Here is a 16,616-nt window from a genome sequence, read left to right as displayed (position 1 = left end):
CGAGTGCGATGCTTATTTTTTCCGTCAAAATAACGATACATGAAGAGATGCCCATAGGATGGGGCATTTTGGAGATATGCAAGGAGGAATGAACATGGATGTAACAGCGATGAGCAAGATGGCGTATGCCATGAATCAGAGTGCGGCGAAGCTGCCGCAGGCAGAGCGCGTGCAGACGGCACAAGCGGCGAAGGGCGGTGCGGCAGATGCGGCGAAGACGGCGCAGGATGCAGGCGCTGCTTTTGACGTGAAGATTTCTGACGCTGCGAAAAAGAAGGCGGCGGACGCAAAAGCCGCCGAGACGGACGAGCCGGCGAAGGGCGGCAAGACGAAGGGCTTGACGGCAGACGAGGTCAAGGCTCTGCAGGATGATATCGACAACAGCTACAATATCCTCATCAAGACCATGACGGAGCAGAATGCACAGCTTCAGGCATGGCAGAAGGATGGCGTGGGTTTCTTGAATTTCGACGGGCGCAAGGTGCTGACGGCGCAGTTTGCTCTGCCCGATGTCGCGACGACGCCGGAGGAAGCGGCGAAGGCGGTTGCCGACGGCGGTGACTGGTCGGTCAAGGCAGTGGCTGACCGCATCATGAGCATGGCGACGTCGATTGCGGGCGACGATCCGAAGAAGCTTGAAGCCCTGCGCTCTGCGGTGCAGGATGGCTTCAAGCAGGCGGGAATCGACTTCAAGCAGATGACGGGCAAGAAGGATATGCCGGAGATCACGGGCAAGACATACGACGAGATCATGGGGCGCTTCGACAAGCTCGTGAAGAAGGACGATGCACCGAAGGCGGATGCGGCTAAGGCTGCTGCGCCGAAGGATGCCGCGGCAGCTGCGCAGGATGCACAGCAGAAGAAGGCGGCGGGCGCTGCGCTCTGAGCCGAAGCAGAAAAGAGAAGAGCCGATGCATGGCAAGAGTTCGTGCATCGGCTTTTGCATTGCAGCGCGTTTTTCCTCGGCAGGGCGCAGGGCAGCAAACTGTAATGTAAGCGGTGGAGCAGGGAAACGTCCCGTCGTTTACGTTACAGTTTGCTGAAACATGTTCGCATCGCTTGCGAAAGATGCAAAGCGTGCTATAATGACTTTACTAAGGACGGCGCACAATGTCCACGAAGTGGACGTTTGTGCGTGTAGATTGTGATTCATTTTCAGGGAAGTGCGGAAGCGTTCCATTCTTCCCGAAGAGTGGGCGATGTTGGCGCAAGGTTTCGCTCGCGCCCCGAAATTGGAGGAGGGTTTTGCATGACTTGTTTTTGGAATAGGAAGAAGAAGCTTCTTTCGGGCGCGATTGGCGTCTTCGTCGTCGGCGCTGTGCTCTTTGCGGGCTGCTCGGACAGCACGGCGAAGGAGAAGGAAAATTCCGTTGCGGGCGGCATTGCCGTAGAGCAGGCGGCGAGCCAGAAGCCTTTGTCGGATGCTCGCAACACGCCGGCGGTTCGTGCGGCACGCGCGGTAGGCCCTGCCGTCGTCGGCATCACGAACAAGACGGTCGTGCGCGACTGGTTCAATATGCCGGTCGAGACGGAGGGCGTCGGCTCGGGCGTCATCTTCAAGAGCGACGGCTACATCGTGACGAACAACCATGTGATCCAGGGTGCGAAGGAGATCACTGTCTCGCTTCCGGACGGGCGCAGTTTCAAGGGGAAGCTTGTGGGAGCGGACGAGCTTACGGACATCGCCGTTGTGAAAATCGAGGCCACGGGGCTGCCTACGGCGAAGTTTGGCAATTCCGATGATCTCGTTGTCGGAGAGCCGGCCATCGCCATCGGCAATCCGATGGGGCTTGAGTTCCAAGGAACAGTGACGGCGGGCGTCATCAGCGCTTTGAACCGCACGCTCGACATCAGTGAGCGCCGCTTGAAGCTCATCCAGACGGATGCGGCGATCAGTCCCGGCAACTCGGGCGGTGCGCTCGTCAATGCGGACGGAGAGGTCGTCGGCATCAACAGCGCGAAGATTGCGGCGAACGGCGTCGAGGGCATTGGCTTTTCCATCCCCATCAACACGGTGCAGGAGATCATCGATCAGCTTCTCTCGAACGGCTACGTCGTGCGCCCCTACCTCGGCGTCGGCATCTTCGACAAGGAGACGGCGGCACGCGCCGGCTACACGCTGAATGCGGACAAGGGCGTCTACGTTGAGCATCTCGAACTCGGCGGCCCTGCAAATCAGGCGGGCGTCATGCGCGGCGATCTGATTCTGAAGATCGACGACAAGGAGACGAACACCGTCGCCGATCTCCGCGCGGCTGTTGCGGAACACAAGGTTGGCGATCAGGTCAAACTCGTCATCGAGAGGGACGGCAAGAAGGAAACGGTGACGGTGACGCTCAAGGAAATGCCGCAGTCGAATCGATGAAGATCCGCATCGTCGCTGTGGGAAAGCTCAAGGAGAAGTACCTGAGGGAAGGCGTCGCTGAGTATGAGAAGCGCCTCGCTCCGTTCGCTTCTGTGGAGCTTCTGGAAACGCGCGAAGAATACATGGCGGAAAATCCATCCGAAGCACAAAGGCAGCAGACGCTCGCAAAAGAGGGCGAGCGTCTCTTGCGTCTCGTGCCGGAGAGGAGCTTCCTCATCGTGCTCGATGTCAAGGGGAAGCTCCTTTCGTCGGAAGCGCTTGCAAAAGAGCTTGCCTCGCTCGCGCTTCAAGGGCAGAGCGACCTCACGTTCCTCATCGGCGGCGCGTTCGGCCTGTCGCCAGCGGTGCGAGATCGCGCCGATCTTAGAATTTCATTTTCGCCGATGACCTTCACGCATCAGATGGTGCGGCTCTTGCTCTACGAGCAGATTTATCGCGCGTTCAAGATCAACCGCGGCGAGAAGTATCATTGGTGAAGAGTTTGACTTGGTCACGGTTCTGTCGTATAATAAAACTAGAAAAGGTGCTATCGGTAAACGGTCAGCCCCTGTCTCATGTGGAAGAGAATCCTCCGCCTAAGTTGGTCGCTCGTGGCGGGGGATTCTTATTTTGCTTTTAACGCAACGACGCAAATCGTCACGAGGAAAACCAACGACAAAAAATCGTACAGTTCCATAAGCAACGCCCCCTTTCAGGGGCTAAGAATCGACCGCCTACCGCTTGGATAGCACCACTTACATTATACCATAACTATGCTATAATAGAAAACAAAAACGACAAGGGGTTTTCAGCTTGAACGTGAAAAATAAGGCGGAGCGCGCGGAAAAGCGCAGGCGGCGCGTGCGCGACAACGTGCAGATCGTGGTTCTGTTCGTGCTCTCCCTGTTCTTTTTGACGCTCTGCCGCTACGGCTGGGTGCAGATCGTCAAGGGATCGGAGATGTCGGAGCGCGTGCGCATGCAGTCGGGGGAGGAGCGCGTGGCGCAGTCGCCGCGCGGCGCGATCCTCGATGCGAACGGCAGGGAGCTTGCCGTTTCCTCGATGACGAAGTCGCTCTTCGTCGACCCGAGCCATGTCGGGGATGCGGCGCAGCTTGCCGCCGACCTCGCGCCGATCGTGGGCCTCAACGAGGCGGACATCTTGGAAGACATCGACCAGGGCGGCGGCTTCGTCTGGGTCAAGCGCCGCATGGAGCCGTACATGTCGGATGCCGTGAAGGCGCTCATCCGCGAAAAATCGTACGGCGACTGCCTGGGGTTTCGCGAGGAGGCGAAGCGCTACTATCCGAACGACGTACTCGCGGCGAACGTCTTGGGCTTCGTCGGCACGGACGACAAGGGACTCGACGGCATTGAGCAGCAGTTCGACGGCTTGATCAAGGGTGTTGAGGAGGAAAATTTCATCCTCACGGACATGAAGAGCCGCCCGATTTTAAGCTCGCTCTTCATGCCGGACACGTATACGGGCGATCGCTGCAAGACGGTGACGCTGACGATTGACAGCAACATCCAGTTCATCGTGGAGCAGGAGCTTGACCGTGCGATGGCGGAGAACGCGCCGCAGCATGCGACAGCGATCGTCATGGATCCCAAGACGGGCAATATCCTCGCGCTCGCCATGCGGCCTTCGTACAACCCGAACGAGTTCGGCAAGTATTCGAGCGAGACGTGGAAGAATCTCGCCGTCTCCTCGATCTATGAGCCGGGTTCTACCTTCAAGTCCGTCGTGGCGGGCGCGGCGCTCGAAGAGAAGATTGTCACGCCGAACCAGATCTTCGTCGATCCCGGCTACGTCATGGTCTCGGGCAGGCGCATACAGAACTGGAACGGCGAGAGCTTCGGCACGGTGACGTTCACCGATGTCGTCAAAAACTCGCTCAATACGGGATTCGCGCTCGTCGGACTCGATCTCGGCGCCGAAAGGCTCACAAAGTACGCGAAGCTCTTCGGCTTCGGCGAGCCGACGGGTGTGGAGCTTCCGGCGGAGGAGGGCGGCATCCTCTTCGAGCCGGAGAACATGCGTGATTCGGATATGGCGACGATGGCGATCGGACAGAGCATCGCCGTGACGCCTTTGCAGCTCGTGACGGCGATGGCGGCGATCGCCAACGACGGCATCCTTTTGAAGCCGCATATCGTCAAGGAGATCCGCAACGCCGACGGCTCGACCTACCTGCAGACGAAGCGCGACGAGGTGCGGCGCGTGCTGCAGTCGGCGACGACGAAGACGCTCGTCGGGCTTTTGGAGCAGGTCGTCGCGGCGGGCGGCGGACAGAAGGCGCAGGTCAAGGGCTACCGCATCGGCGGCAAGACGGGTACGGCGCAGAAGATTCGTCCGAACGGTGCGGGCTACATGGACGGTCATTACATCGCGTCGTTCTGCGGCTTTGCGCCTGTCGATGATCCGAAGGTCGTCGTGCTCGTCATTCTCGACGATCCGTCAGGCGGCAACTTCTACGGCGGACAGATCGCGGCACCCGTCGCGGGCGCAATCTTTTCGCAGATTTTCCGCTACATGCACATCGAACCGTCGAGCGATCCCTTCGTCGAGATGGACGAGAAGCGTGCGCAGAAAGAAGCGCAGGCGCCGCCGAAGAAGAAGCCGCGCCTGCCCGACGTCGTGCCGAGCGGCAAGGTCGTCATGCCCGACCTCGACGGCCTGACGATCCGCGAGGCGGCGGAAAAGCTCGCCGAGATTGGCGTGACGCTCGAAGCCGAAGGCTCGGGCAGGGCAAGCTACCAGAGTGCGCCCGCCTACAGCGTCATCGATCCGGGCGAGACGGTCACGGTCGTCTTTTCGCCATGAAGGAGGGGGCAGGTTGACCGACTTGCCCCCTCTTTTTCCCTGCCTTTTGCACTAACGAAACAAAAAATAAGACCTTTTACTTATGCTCGCTTTGTGATAGAATATAGGAGAAATGATTCCTATGGAAACGTTGAGGAATCAGCGGCTCTTTATGACAGGAAAGGTAGTCTCATGGAAAAGAAACCTGTGATGCTGATCGTGGACGATGTGGAGATGCATCGTGCCATTCTCGCGCAATTTTTCAAAGCGGAATACGATCTTCTGGAGGCGGCGGACGGCAATGAGATGATGGCGCTGCTCGCGGAAAAGACCGTCGACATCATCCTGCTCGATCTCGTGATGCCGGGACCGGACAGCTTCGACCTGCTCGCCCGCTTGAAGCACGACGAGCGTCTGTCGGCGATTCCCGTCATCGTCACGACGGCGCGCAATGAACGTACCGTCGAGGTGCGTGCGATGGAGATGGGGGCGGCGGATTTCATCACGAAGCCGTACAATCCGACAATCGTGCGATGCCGCGTGAAAAACGTCATGGCGCGCATGGAGAACGAGTGGCGCAAACTTGAACAGGCGGCGCGCGAGCGGCAGATCCTGGAGATGCGCCACCACATCGAGATCGACGCCCTGACCGGTGTGTACAACCGCGAGGCGTTTTACGAGAAGACGGTCGAGCTTTTGCAGCAGAACCGCAGCGTGCGCTACAATATCTTGTATTTTGACATCAACTGCTTCAAGATCATCAACGACCTTTTCCATATCGAAACGGGAAATCTGATCTTGAAGACGGCGGGCACGTATTTCAAGACGATCACTGAGGGCATCGGCGTCGCAGCTCACATGGAGGCTGACCATTTCGCCATCTGCATGCCCGAGGATATGCTTGACATCGACATCCTGCTCGAAGGCATAGACAGTGCGATCTTCTCCCTCGGCATCAAGAACAACATCCTCTTTTATGCGGGAATCTATCCGGTCGATGACGTCCTGGTGCCCGTCAATCAGATGTGTGACCGCGCCCACATGGCGCTCAATACGGTCAAGGGTCTCTACAAGAAGCGCTATGCCTACTACGATGAGAAGATGCGCGAGACGCTGCTCGAAGAGCAAATGCTGCTCCGCGAAATGGAGCAGGCGCTTTCTTCGGGGCAGTTCTGCGTGTACTACCAGCCGATTTACAGCATCAAGGCAGGACGCGCCGTCAGTGCCGAGGCGCTCGTGCGCTGGCGTCATCCGACGGCGGGCGTCATTCCGCCCGTGCGCTTCGTGCCGCTCTTCGAGCGCAACGGCTTCGTCGTGCGGCTCGACCGCTTCGCGTGGGAGGAGGTCTGTCGTATGCTCGCCGAGCGCATCCGCGAGGGACTTCCCGTCGTGCCGGTCTCCGTCAACGTCTCACGGCTGAACTTCTACGACAACGATTTCTGCGATACGGTCGTCGGCCTTCTGCAGAAGTACGGGCTCGATCCTTCGCTCCTGCGCTTGGAAATTACGGAGTCCGCCTATACGGACAATCCGGTGCAGCTTTTAAGCGTCCTGAAACGGCTGCACGACATCGGCCTCACGATTCTCATGGACGATTTCGGCAGCGGCTACAGCTCGCTCAACATGCTCAAGAACGTGACGGTCGATATTCTGAAGATCGACATGGGATTTGTGCAAAATCTCGAAGATTCTGAGCGCGCGCCCACCATCTTGCGGCGCGTCGTCGAGATGGCGCACGATCTCAAGATGAGCGTCGTCGTCGAGGGCGTGGAGACGAAGGCGCAGATTGATTTCTTGTCGAGCATCGATTGCGACAAGATTCAAGGATATTATTTTGCAAAACCTATGGCGAGGGAGGATTTTACGGCACTCATAGAGAAAGAAGCAGGGAGGTGATAGCAGATGGCGAAGATCACGAAGGAAGCGTTCGGCGAGCTGAAGAACGGCAGGCTCATCACGCTTTATACGTTGGAGAACAGCGGTGGCATGAGGGCTCGCATCATGGACTACGGCGCACGCGTGCAGTCGCTCATCGTGCCCGACAGAGAGGGCAAGAGCATCGACGTGGCGCTCGGCTACGATGATCTCAAAGGCTACGAGGCGGACGACAAGTATTTCGGCGCGATCGTCGGGCGCTCCGTGGGGCGCATCGCTTTCGGCGATTTGCCGATCGACGACGAGCGGTACGTCTTAGAGTGCAACGAGGGCAGGAATCATCTGCACGGCGGCTCTTTGGGCGGCTACGACAAGAAGGTCTGGGCGGCGGAGGAAAAGGACGGGGCGCTTGTGCTTCGCTACCTGAGTCCTGCGGGCGAGGGCGGCTACCCGGGCGACTTGAAGCTCGCCGTGACGTATGCGCTCTCCGAGAAGAACGAGTTCGTCCTTTCCTATGAAGCGGAGGCGGACGGCGACACGATCTGCAATCCGTCGCATCATACGTATTTCAATCTCGAAGGCTTCAGTTCCGGCTCGGTGCTCGACCATAAGATCCGCATCTTCGCCGAGAAGTACACGCCGACGGACAATGAGCTGATTCCCGACGGGCGCATCCTGCTCGTCGAAGGGACGCCGCTCGACTTCCGTGAGATGAAGGAGATCGGCGCACGCATCGACGCGCCGTTCAGCCAGATGCGCTGGGCGGGCGGCTACGACCACAACTTCGTGCTCGACCAAACGCCTGCTGAAGAAGAGGCGAGGGAGCTTGGTCTCGGCGAGGACGCCGCGTGCCCCGTCGACTACAAGATGCTGTATAAGCTTGCCCACGCCTATGCTGAAAAGACCGGCATCCACATGCACGCTTACACGACGCAGCCCGGCGTGCAGTTCTACTCGGGCAACCATCTCGACGGCGTGCTCGCGGGCAAGGCGGGCGCGGCATTCGCTCCGCGCGCGGGATTCACGCTCGAAGCACAGGTCTTCCCCGATGCCGTGCATCATGCGAACTTCCCGCAGCCGCTCCTGCGCTCGGGCAAGAAGTGGCAGGCGCGGACGGTGTTCGCCTTTGGCTTGGCGTGACGCCCATAAGCGAGCCGTTTTGAGCAAGCGTCAAGAGCCGCGCATCCTTTGAGACTGCGCGGCTTTTCGTTTGGGAGGGAAAGATACGATGCCGGAAAATATTGAGCGTGCGCTTCTCTATGTGAAACAGCCCGCACACTTTCGCCTGCGGCTCTTCGCCGACGGGCTTCTGATCGGCGTCCTCGTGGGCGCTGTCATCGCGCTCTATCACTGGCTCTTGGAAAGCGCCGATCATTTGCGTCCCATGCTCTACGACTTCCTGCGCGACGCTTCGCCGCTCTGGACGGCGGGGTATTTTCTCGCGCTCCTTGCGCTTTCCGTCATCGTCCGTCGTCTCATGCAGCTTGACTCCATGGTCGGCGGCGGCGGTATCCCCGACCTCAAGGGCGTGCTGCGCGGCGACAGTCACTTGCGCTGGGCGCGCGTGCTCTTCGGCAAGTTCGCCAGCGTCGTGCTCGGCATCGGCGCGGGACTGTCGCTCGGGCGCGGCGGCCCGAGCGTCGAGATCGGCGCCTGCGTGGGCGCAGGCGTCAGCCGCGCGGCCGGGCGTTCGCGTGCCGAGGAGCGCTTCCTTTTGACGGCGGGTGCTGGCGCAGGCTTCGCCGCCATCTTCAACGCGCCTTTGGCGAGCCTCGTCTTTTCCTTCGAAGAGCTGGCGAAGAACTTCTCTCCGCAGATGCTCATGGGCGTCCTTGGCTCTGCCATCGCCGCAGGCTTCGTGACGCAGGAGATCTTCGGCGTCGGCCCGATGTTCGCCGTCGGCTCCGTGCCCGCCGTGCCGCTCGGCGGCGCGTATCTGCTGCTCTTCTTGCTCGGCGTATTCTCGGGTGCGCTCGGCAGGCTCTTCAACCGCGTGCTCTGCCTCGCGCTCGACACCTGGGGGCGCTTCGTGCCTTCTCTCGGCTTTCGCACGGCGATTCCGTTCCTCGCGGCGGGCGTTCTCGGCTTCTTGCTGCCTGAGATCCTTTCGGGCGGCAACTTTCTCGTCAATCGCATGGTGCAGGAGCCGCTCGTCTTCGGCGCGATCCTCGTCATCTTTCTCGGCAAGTTCCTCTTCACGGTCTTTTGCTACGGCTCGGGCGTGCCGGGCGGCATCTTTCTGCCCGTCCTCGTCCTCGGTGCGCTTTCGGGTGCGCTCTTCTCTGCGGCGGCAGTTGCGCTCGGCGCTCTGCCCGCGGCGCTCTGCCCGACCTTCGTCGTCCTCGGCATGGCAGGCTTCTTCGCGGGAAGCATCAAGGCGCCGCTGACGGCGAGCCTCCTCATCATGGAGATCACCGGCTCTTTTGAGCACCTGCTCGCTGTCGTCTGCGTCGCCGCCTGCGCCGCGCTCGTCAACGACCTCACGGGTGGCAGACCCATCTACGACGAGCTTTACGAGCGTTCGCGGGGGCAGGGCGCGAGAGGCTCGCGCCGCCGCGTCATGGCGGAGCTTTGCGTCGCAGCGGGAAGCGCGATGGAGGGGCGATGCGTCTCGGCGATCGACTGGGGAGCGCACGGTCACGTCATGAATGTGCGGCGCGGCACGATCGAGCTTCTGCCGCAGGGCAGCCTCATGCTCAAGGCGGGCGACATGCTCTATGTGCTGACCGAGGAGGGCGAGCTTGGCGCGCTGGAAAGAGCGGCAGGGGAGGCAAGCGGCGGCTTTTCGCGCGACTGACGGAGATGTGCTTCTGCGTGCAGCATTTCCGTAAATTCGCAAAGTAACTTCCGCTGATGTAAGTCTATGGGATTTAGTCTAAGAAAGCCGATAGGAGTAAGTGCGAGAAGCATCAGAATTTGTATGCAATGGATGACCTGAGCACAATATCGTCTTAAAAGCGACCGAACCATAAGGGATAAGCTAGAAAGAAGGACATGCTTCGCACTCCGAAAAGCGAGGCTTTTCAGAGTAAGTTCCACCCTGGCGGGATTTACTATGAGAAAGATGTGCAGCGCAAGATCAGCCCTTTAGAAGTCTAGGAGACTGCACGACATCTTCCGGCGCAACATACGAGATGCCCAAAAGAGCAGCCAGTTCCTCGGAAAAAGCGAACGTAAACATCTCATAGGGAGACTTGCCGCTGTAAATGTTGCGACGGACGCCATTGATGTGCGAAAAAATCAAATTGACGGTATCCTGTGTGAAATGGTCGAAAGAAGACCCCTTCGGCACAATATCGCGAAAAAGCGTGTGATTCTTCTCAATTTGCGCCTTCTGGTAAGACTGCATGGGATCGCAGAAAAAAAGGCAGGCCTCCTTTTCCCCCTCAAGATTGTTCTCAAAGGCGAAAACATCGGAGAACTCTCCACCGTTGTCCGTAAGCATCACGGGCATAAGGGCAGGAAAAGCAAAACCGCCTGCAGTCAAAGTTCGTTTGACCTCTTGGAACTTCAAGGCAGCCTGCACAGCCGTCTTGTTTTCGAGCAGAAGCCCGAACATGAAATTGAACGCAGTGAAGTGGACGGTGAGGATGACTTTGCCGCCTGAAACTCCGATAACGGTATCAAGCTGCGTATGTGCGCTAAGCCCTTCCCGTTCCATATGAGCGAGGAAATCCGCATAGGTGCGTTCCTTCTTTATGGCAGAAGGAACGACATCCGCCCGCTTCTTTTTGCGAGGCTTGAACTTTACGGCGCGTGGAAGGTGAATCTTGGAAGCCGAATAATATCCCTTGGAAAAATGCCGATAAACTGTGCTGAGAGACACATTGAGCTCTGGGTGAGAAGCGACGATATGATAAATGTGCTGCCCCTTCTCAATGCAAGAGGAAATGATGCGATCCTGCTTGTAAAAAGACGCACGGTTCAACGGAATGCCTTCGCGTGCATCGTGCAGGAGCGCTTCGTATTCGGCATGTGCCTGCGGAGCGACATAGAGAAGGCGGAGGAAGCGGCAGTTAGCAGAACGGCGCTTGGGGCAGGCGTTGCAGACGAAGGGTGCCTTTTCGAGCAAGGGGCAGAGTTCGTCTGTTTGCACGAACGCATTGCGGTGCTCTTTGCGATGTCGCTTCACTTCGTAAGATATGGTGGTAGGATCTTTCTGAACGAGCAGGGCGATCGCCTTGAAGGACAATCCCCTGTCGAGCCCGTTCATGATTTCCTGGCGGTCTTGTGCAGTAAGGTGCTTGTTCTTCTTGTTGTTGTCTGCTTGCTTCATGATGACAGCCTCCTTTGTGTAGAGAGATTTCTCACACTAAATTCAGCCATAAATTCTTCTCAGAGTAAATCCCGTTAGTGACCTATTATGTGGGATTTACTTTGGAAATTTACCCGTGCAGCATTTCGACGCTGCACGCGTTTTTTGACTATACAAAAGAAGACGAATCGCGTAGAATAGAGTGTATGTGGCGGGCAGAGACGCAGGCGACTTTTTGGCAGTCGTCAGAAATGTTCTTGACAAGAGGCCTGTACTGTGATAACATGCAAATCATATAAATTTGGTATGAATTTTACTGCTGCGAAAGCGGCAGTCACAAGGATGTGATTTTATGAGCATGATAAGGCTTGCTGCCATCAAGAAAAGCTACGAGAGCGCGGCGGGCGAGGTCACGGCGCTCAAAGGCGTCGACCTCGAAATCGAGCGCGGCGAGATCTATGGCATCATCGGCCTTTCGGGCGCGGGCAAGTCGACCTTGATTCGCTGCATCAACATGCTGGAGCGGCCGACGGAGGGCAAGGTCGTCGTTGACGGCAAGGATCTGACCGCGCTCAGTGAGGCGGAGCTTCGCGAAGAGCGCAAGGGCATCGGCATGATCTTCCAGCACTTCAATCTGCTTTCTTCGGCGACCGTCTACGACAACGTCGCCTTCCCCCTGCGCCTTTCCGGCACGGACGAGGCGCAGATCCGCACGAAGGTCGAGCCGCTCCTCTCGCTCGTCGGACTCGCCGACAAGGCGCAGCAGTACCCGGCGCAGCTCTCGGGCGGGCAGAAACAGCGCGTCGGCATCGCGCGGGCGCTCGCGTCCGATCCGAAGGTGCTCTTGTCCGACGAGGCGACGAGTGCGCTCGACCCGCAGACGACGAAGTCGATCTTGCATCTCATCGCGGACATCAACAAGAAGCTCGGCCTGACCGTCGTCATCATCACGCATGAAATGCAGGTCATCAAGGATATCTGCGACAAGGTTGCCGTCATCGAGGGCGGCGTCATCGCCGAAAAAGGCTCCGTGCTCGACATCTTCACGAAGCCGAAAGAAAGAATCACGCGCGAGTTCGTCAGCACGCTCCTGTCGAACGATTTGCCGATCAACTACCGCAAGAAGGAGCTTTCGCCTGAGCCTGTCGAGGGCGGCGAGCTGCTCCTTCGCCTGACGTTCCTCGGCGAACGCGCGGACGATCCCGTCATTGCCGACGTCATACGGCGCTTTTCCATCGAGGTGTCCATTCTCTACGGCACGCTCGACCAGATCAAGAGCGTGCCCTACGGACGCATGATCGTCGGCATCAAGGGCGAGCAGGCGGAGATCGACCGTGCGCTCGCTTACCTCGATACGCGCGATCTCACGAAGGAGGTGATCGGCTATGTCCGCTGATATGCTGCCGCTCCTTACGAAGGCGCTCGGCGAGACGGTCTACATGGTCGTCGTCTCGATGATCGTCGCGAGCCTCATCGGCATCCCGCTCGGCGTGCTGCTCGCAACGACGGCGAAGGGACAGATCCTCGAATGTATGCCTTTGAACCGCGCCATCGGCGCTGTCGTCAACGCGCTTCGCTCGATCCCGTTCATCATCCTGATGGTTGCGATCATCCCGTTCACGCGCTTCATTGTCGGCACGTCCATCGGCACGACGGCGGCGATGGTGCCGCTCGTCCTCGCCTCGATCCCGTTCATCGGACGGCAGGTCGAGACGTCGCTTCGGGAAGTGCCCGCAGGACTCGTCGAAGCGGCGCTCTCGATGGGCGCTACGCCCTATCAGATCGTGCGGCGCGTGCTTCTGCCTGAGTCCATGCCGAGCATCGTCGCTCAGCTCACGACCGTCGTCATCGCCCTCGTCGGCGAGTCGGCGATGGCGGGCGCAATCGGCGGCGGCGGCCTCGGCGACCTCGCGATTCGCTACGGGTATCAGCGCTTCCGCCCCGACATCATGATCGCGACCGTAGTCATCCTCATCGTCCTCGTGCAAATCGTCCAGTTCCTGGGCAATCGCCTGGCGAACGGCTTGAATAAAAAGTAACTTTCATGAAAGAGGGCGAAGGCGCAGCCTCGTCGGCTTTCACCGGAGAATCCCATCCACAAGGAGGAAAAATCATGAAGAAACTATTCGTTATCCTCGCTGCGCTCACGCTCTCTGTCCTCGCCCTCGCGGGCTGCGGCGGAGGGAGCGACTCCAAGACCATCAAGGTCGGCGCGACGCCTGTGCCGCACGCCGAGATCCTTGAGACGATCAAGCCGCTCTTGGAAAAGGAAGGATACAAGCTTGAAATCGTCGAGTTCACCGACTATGTGCAGCCGAATGTCGCGCTGAACGACAAGGAGCTTGACGCGAACTTCTTCCAGCATCTGCCGTATCTCGACAACTTCATTTCCGAGCACAAGGAAATGAAGCTCGCGAACGCCGGCGGCGTCCACATCGAGCCGATGGGCGTCTACTCGCGCAAGATCAAGAAGCTCGACGAACTCTCTGACGGTGCGTCCGTCGCCATCCCGAACGATCCGACGAACGGCGGCCGCTCGCTCCTGCTCCTTGAAAAGGCCGGCCTTTTGAAGCTCAGGGAAGGCTCGGGCACGAACCCGACGGTGCATGACATCACGGAGAACAAGAAGAACCTCAAGTTCCAGGAAGTCGAAGCCGCGCAGGTGCCGCGCACGCTCGATGACGTCGATGCCGCCGTCATCAACACGAACTATGCGATGCAGGCGAACCTCGTTCCGACGAAGGATGCGCTCTTCATGGAAGACAGCACCTCGCCCTACGTCAACATCGTCGCCGTGCGCACGGGCGACGAGAAGCGTCCCGAGATCCAGGCGCTGATGAAGGCGCTGAGATCAGAGGAAGTCAAGAAGTTCATCGACGAGAAGTACAAGGGCGCGATCGTCCCCGCGTTCTAAGATAGGAATCGAACACAAAGAAGGAGCTGCCGCGATGGTGCGGCAGCTCCTTCTTTGTGTTTCGATGCGTCGTGAGACGTTTTAACCTTTGTGCCCGCCGCCCTGAAATCGGTAGCCGACGCCCCAGACGGTTTCGATATAGACGGGCGTGGCGGGGTTCGGTTCGATCTTTTCGCGGATGCGGTTGATGTGAACCATGACGGTCGCCGTGTCGCCGAGGGCGTCCATGCCCCAGATGCGGTCGAAGAGCTTGTCTTTGCTGAAAGCAATGCCGGGATTCTCCGCGAAGAAGAGCAGGAGATCGAATTCGCGGCGCGTGAGAGAGACTTCCTTGCCGTCTGTGAAGACGCGGCGCGCTTCGGGGCAGATTTCGAGTCCGCCGGTGAAGATGCTGTCCGATTTCTGTACCGTCTTTTGCGTGAGGCGCTCGTAGCGTGCGATATGCGCCTTGACGCGAGCCGTGAGTTCATTGGGGCTGAAGGGCTTGACGATGTAGTCGTCGGCGCCGAGGCCGAGGCCGCGAACCTTGTCGATTTCCTCCTGACGTGCCGAGACCATGAGGATCGGCGTGTCTTTTTTCTGGCGGATGGCGCGGCAGACGGCGAAGCCGTCCGCACTTGGCAGCATGAGGTCGAGCAGGATGAGGTCGAAGTCTTCGGCGAGAGCCTTTTCTTCGCCATTTTTGCCGTCGGAGATAATTTCCACGGAAAAGTCGTTGGCTTCGAGGTAGTCGCGCTCAAGCTCTGCAATCGCTTTGTCGTCCTCAATGATCAGGATGCGTTTCATGCGTCGCCCCTTCTTTCTTCAGTCGTTTCTTTTTGTCGCGGCAGGGTGATCTTGAGGATGAGTCCGCCTGCAGGATTTGCCTCAGCATGTATCGTGCCGTGGCAGGCGCAGATGATCTCACGCGCGATGGCCAGACCCAAGCCGCTGCCCTTGCTCGTGTCAGTGCGTGCGCGGTCGGTGCGGTAGAAGGTGTCGAAGAGCTTGCCTAAGGCTTCTTCCGGCACGCCCTGCCCGTTGTCGGTGAAGCTCAGGCGGACGGTTTCTTCCGCTTCTTCGACGTGGATGTGAAGCGCGGCGGGCACGTATTCGCGGCGGTACTTGATGCTGTTTTCGAGGAAGTTTTCAAGAACGCGCGGGAACTGCGTGCGGTCGATGGCGGCGCGGCACGGCTTGCCGTCAGAAGAAAAGGAAAGCGCGAGGCCGCGCACGGCGAACAGGTCGCTTCGATCTCTTGCAAAGTCGGCGAGGTAGTCAGCGAGGGCGACGCTTTCCAGATGGAAGGGAATCTTCTTGAGATCGAGCTTCGAGAAGAGAAAGAGGTTCTCGACCATGTTTTCCATCAGACAGGCGCTTTCGTGAATTTGCTCGATGTAGCGGCGTTCCTTCTCCGGACTCTTGGCGATGCCGTCGAGGATGCCGCTCGCGTAGCCCTTGATGGCGGTCAGGGGCGTCGCGAGATCGTGCGAGATGCCCGCGATGAGTTCCTTGCGGTTCTCGTCATACTTTTCGCGCCGCGCCTTTTCCTCTTTGAGCGCCTGCCGCATGAAGTCGAAGGAGCGGCCGACCGCGCCGATCTCGTCCGCCGAATCGATGGCGGGGGAGGCGTCAAGGTTGCCGCGGCGAATTTCCTCGGCGGAGGTCTTAAGCTTTTCCAAGGGCGAGAGGATCTGCTCGGAGAGCAGGCGTGCGAGATAGCGGCCGAGCGCAGTGATGACGATGGCCATGGCCGCGAGGAAGATGTAGGCGAGGATTTCCCATACATCGTGCAGCGAATCTTCTTCCTTTGGTGCACGAGCGTGGAACGGGATGAGGCCGCGCGCGATGATGACGGTACGCGTTTTCTCGGCGCGATAGAGGAGTGCGAGACCGCGCTCATCCCAACGCAGGAAGGAGCGAGAGCCGTCGGCGAGAATTTGGACGTCCTGCAGGAGTTCCTGCGGGTCGGCTCCGGGCGAGGCGTAGACGATCTCGCCGTTCTTCGCGATGAGGCTATCGATCCCCCATCGCTCAAGTGCGCGGCAGTCCGCCTCCATCTCGCTGACCTTCTTGCCGCGATCTGCCTTCGCCTTGAGGGAGCTGACGGCGAGCTGTATGGACAGAGCCTCGCGCTTGTCCTGCCACAGGAGCGCAAGCTCCGCTTCGCGGATCGTGCCTGTCGTCTTGAGCCCCGCGAAGAGCAAGCCGCCGAGTACGAGCAGGAAGCCGACGGGAAGCGCGATCATCAGGAAGTTGGTCATGAGGATGCGCTTTTTGAGGGAAATGTCTCGGAGTTTGAGCATGGAGGCCTCCTTTTTCGTTTACTGCAACAAGGGTTAAGCTGCTTCCTAAGGCGCTTGATTCGCCGGTTGACGGACATGTTTCCGCCTCTGCTTCTTCCAAGATAGCAGTTGCCGGCAAAAAGGTCAAGGAGTATATGG

The 16,616-nt window shown here is 58.9% G+C and carries 13 protein-coding genes; 10 read left to right on the top strand and 3 right to left on the bottom strand.

What is annotated here, in order from left to right; genetic code table 11:
• Positions 1–94 precede the first annotated feature (94 nt).
• The 7 genes from SELSP_RS10785 to SELSP_RS10755 all read left to right on the top strand — a co-directional run bounded on the left by SELSP_RS10785 (position 95) and on the right by SELSP_RS10755 (position 9,821).
• Positions 95–886: a hypothetical protein gene (locus SELSP_RS10785; protein ID WP_009646616.1), complete on the top strand. Its 792-nt coding sequence runs from the start codon at positions 95–97 to the stop codon at positions 884–886.
• Positions 887–1,249: 363 nt separating this feature from the next.
• Entirely contained in the window at positions 1,250–2,365 is a 1,116-nt protein-coding gene (locus SELSP_RS10780; RefSeq protein ID WP_006193215.1) for a S1C family serine protease, read from the top strand.
• Positions 2,362–2,841 carry a 23S rRNA (pseudouridine(1915)-N(3))-methyltransferase RlmH gene (gene rlmH / locus SELSP_RS10775; RefSeq protein WP_006193214.1) on the top strand — a complete coding sequence of 160 codons (480 nt, stop codon included), beginning with the start codon at positions 2,362–2,364 and terminating at the stop codon, positions 2,839–2,841. Before SELSP_RS10780 ends, rlmH begins: the two co-directional genes overlap by 4 nt.
• A 316-nt stretch (positions 2,842–3,157) precedes the next feature.
• Complete coding sequence (locus SELSP_RS10770) at positions 3,158–5,170, top strand: penicillin-binding protein (RefSeq protein WP_006193213.1); 2,013 nt, start codon at positions 3,158–3,160, stop codon at positions 5,168–5,170.
• A 171-nt stretch (positions 5,171–5,341) separates the two neighbouring features.
• Complete coding sequence (locus SELSP_RS10765; RefSeq protein ID WP_006193212.1) at positions 5,342–7,045, top strand: putative bifunctional diguanylate cyclase/phosphodiesterase; 1,704 nt, start codon at positions 5,342–5,344, stop codon at positions 7,043–7,045.
• 6 nt (positions 7,046–7,051) lie between these two features.
• Positions 7,052–8,164, top strand: a complete 1,113-nt coding sequence (locus tag SELSP_RS10760) for an aldose epimerase family protein (RefSeq protein WP_006193211.1) — start codon at positions 7,052–7,054, stop codon at positions 8,162–8,164.
• 88 nt (positions 8,165–8,252) lie between these two features.
• Positions 8,253–9,821 (top strand): ClC family H(+)/Cl(-) exchange transporter, encoded by a 1,569-nt coding sequence (locus tag SELSP_RS10755; protein WP_013741041.1) that lies wholly within the window; start codon positions 8,253–8,255, stop codon positions 9,819–9,821.
• A 282-nt stretch (positions 9,822–10,103) separates the two neighbouring features.
• Here SELSP_RS10755 and SELSP_RS10750 read toward each other — a convergent pair whose 3' ends face one another.
• Positions 10,104–11,300, bottom strand: a complete 1,197-nt coding sequence (locus SELSP_RS10750) for a helix-turn-helix domain-containing protein (RefSeq protein WP_006193208.1) — start codon at positions 11,298–11,300, stop codon at positions 10,104–10,106.
• Between the two features lie 337 nt (positions 11,301–11,637).
• Between SELSP_RS10750 and SELSP_RS10745 the strand changes: the two genes are divergently transcribed.
• The 3 genes from SELSP_RS10745 (at position 11,638) to SELSP_RS10735 (ending at position 14,193) form a co-directional block, all read left to right on the top strand.
• Positions 11,638–12,675, top strand: coding sequence for a methionine ABC transporter ATP-binding protein (locus tag SELSP_RS10745; RefSeq protein ID WP_174261631.1), 1,038 nt, complete (start codon positions 11,638–11,640; stop codon positions 12,673–12,675).
• Positions 12,665–13,318: a methionine ABC transporter permease gene (locus SELSP_RS10740; protein ID WP_006193884.1), complete on the top strand. Its 654-nt coding sequence runs from the start codon at positions 12,665–12,667 to the stop codon at positions 13,316–13,318. Before SELSP_RS10745 ends, SELSP_RS10740 begins: the two co-directional genes overlap by 11 nt.
• 74 nt (positions 13,319–13,392) lie before the next feature.
• The gene (locus SELSP_RS10735; RefSeq protein ID WP_013741040.1) at positions 13,393–14,193 is read left to right on the top strand and encodes a MetQ/NlpA family ABC transporter substrate-binding protein; all 801 of its coding nucleotides are present in this window, start codon (positions 13,393–13,395) and stop codon (positions 14,191–14,193) included.
• Positions 14,194–14,274: 81 nt separating this feature from the next.
• Here the strand turns inward: SELSP_RS10735 and SELSP_RS10730 are convergent, their stop codons facing one another.
• Entirely contained in the window at positions 14,275–14,979 is a 705-nt protein-coding gene (locus tag SELSP_RS10730; protein ID WP_006193886.1) for a response regulator transcription factor, read from the bottom strand.
• Positions 14,976–16,478 carry a sensor histidine kinase gene (locus SELSP_RS10725; protein WP_006193887.1) on the bottom strand — a complete coding sequence of 501 codons (1,503 nt, stop codon included), beginning with the start codon at positions 16,476–16,478 and terminating at the stop codon, positions 14,976–14,978. The genes SELSP_RS10730 and SELSP_RS10725 overlap by 4 nt, the downstream gene beginning before the upstream one ends.
• Positions 16,479–16,616 lie beyond the last annotated feature (138 nt).

The sequence above is a fragment of the Selenomonas sputigena ATCC 35185 genome, assembly GCF_000208405.1.
GTDB classification, from domain to species: Bacteria; Bacillota; Negativicutes; order Selenomonadales; family Selenomonadaceae; genus Selenomonas; species Selenomonas sputigena.
Note: the sequence above shows the minus strand (reverse complement) of the source record. Positions and strands in the feature narration are given on the sequence as shown.

Excerpts from the sequence above, each read along its gene's own strand:
- SELSP_RS10730 (WP_006193886.1), bottom strand. The coding sequence starts at position 14,979 with ATGAAACGCATCCTGATCATTGAGGACGACAAAGCGATTGCAGAGCTT.
- SELSP_RS10765 (WP_006193212.1), top strand. The coding sequence starts at position 5,342 with ATGGAAAAGAAACCTGTGATGCTGATCGTGGACGATGTGGAGATGCAT.
- SELSP_RS10745 (WP_174261631.1), top strand. The coding sequence starts at position 11,638 with ATGATAAGGCTTGCTGCCATCAAGAAAAGCTACGAGAGCGCGGCGGGC.
- SELSP_RS10780 (WP_006193215.1), top strand. The coding sequence starts at position 1,250 with ATGACTTGTTTTTGGAATAGGAAGAAGAAGCTTCTTTCGGGCGCGATT.
- SELSP_RS10755 (WP_013741041.1), top strand. The coding sequence starts at position 8,253 with ATGCCGGAAAATATTGAGCGTGCGCTTCTCTATGTGAAACAGCCCGCA.
- SELSP_RS10760 (WP_006193211.1), top strand. The coding sequence starts at position 7,052 with ATGGCGAAGATCACGAAGGAAGCGTTCGGCGAGCTGAAGAACGGCAGG.
- SELSP_RS10725 (WP_006193887.1), bottom strand. The coding sequence starts at position 16,478 with ATGCTCAAACTCCGAGACATTTCCCTCAAAAAGCGCATCCTCATGACC.
- SELSP_RS10740 (WP_006193884.1), top strand. The coding sequence starts at position 12,665 with ATGTCCGCTGATATGCTGCCGCTCCTTACGAAGGCGCTCGGCGAGACG.
- rlmH (WP_006193214.1), top strand. The coding sequence starts at position 2,362 with ATGAAGATCCGCATCGTCGCTGTGGGAAAGCTCAAGGAGAAGTACCTG.
- SELSP_RS10750 (WP_006193208.1), bottom strand. The coding sequence starts at position 11,300 with ATGAAGCAAGCAGACAACAACAAGAAGAACAAGCACCTTACTGCACAA.
- SELSP_RS10785 (WP_009646616.1), top strand. The coding sequence starts at position 95 with ATGGATGTAACAGCGATGAGCAAGATGGCGTATGCCATGAATCAGAGT.
- SELSP_RS10735 (WP_013741040.1), top strand. The coding sequence starts at position 13,393 with ATGAAGAAACTATTCGTTATCCTCGCTGCGCTCACGCTCTCTGTCCTC.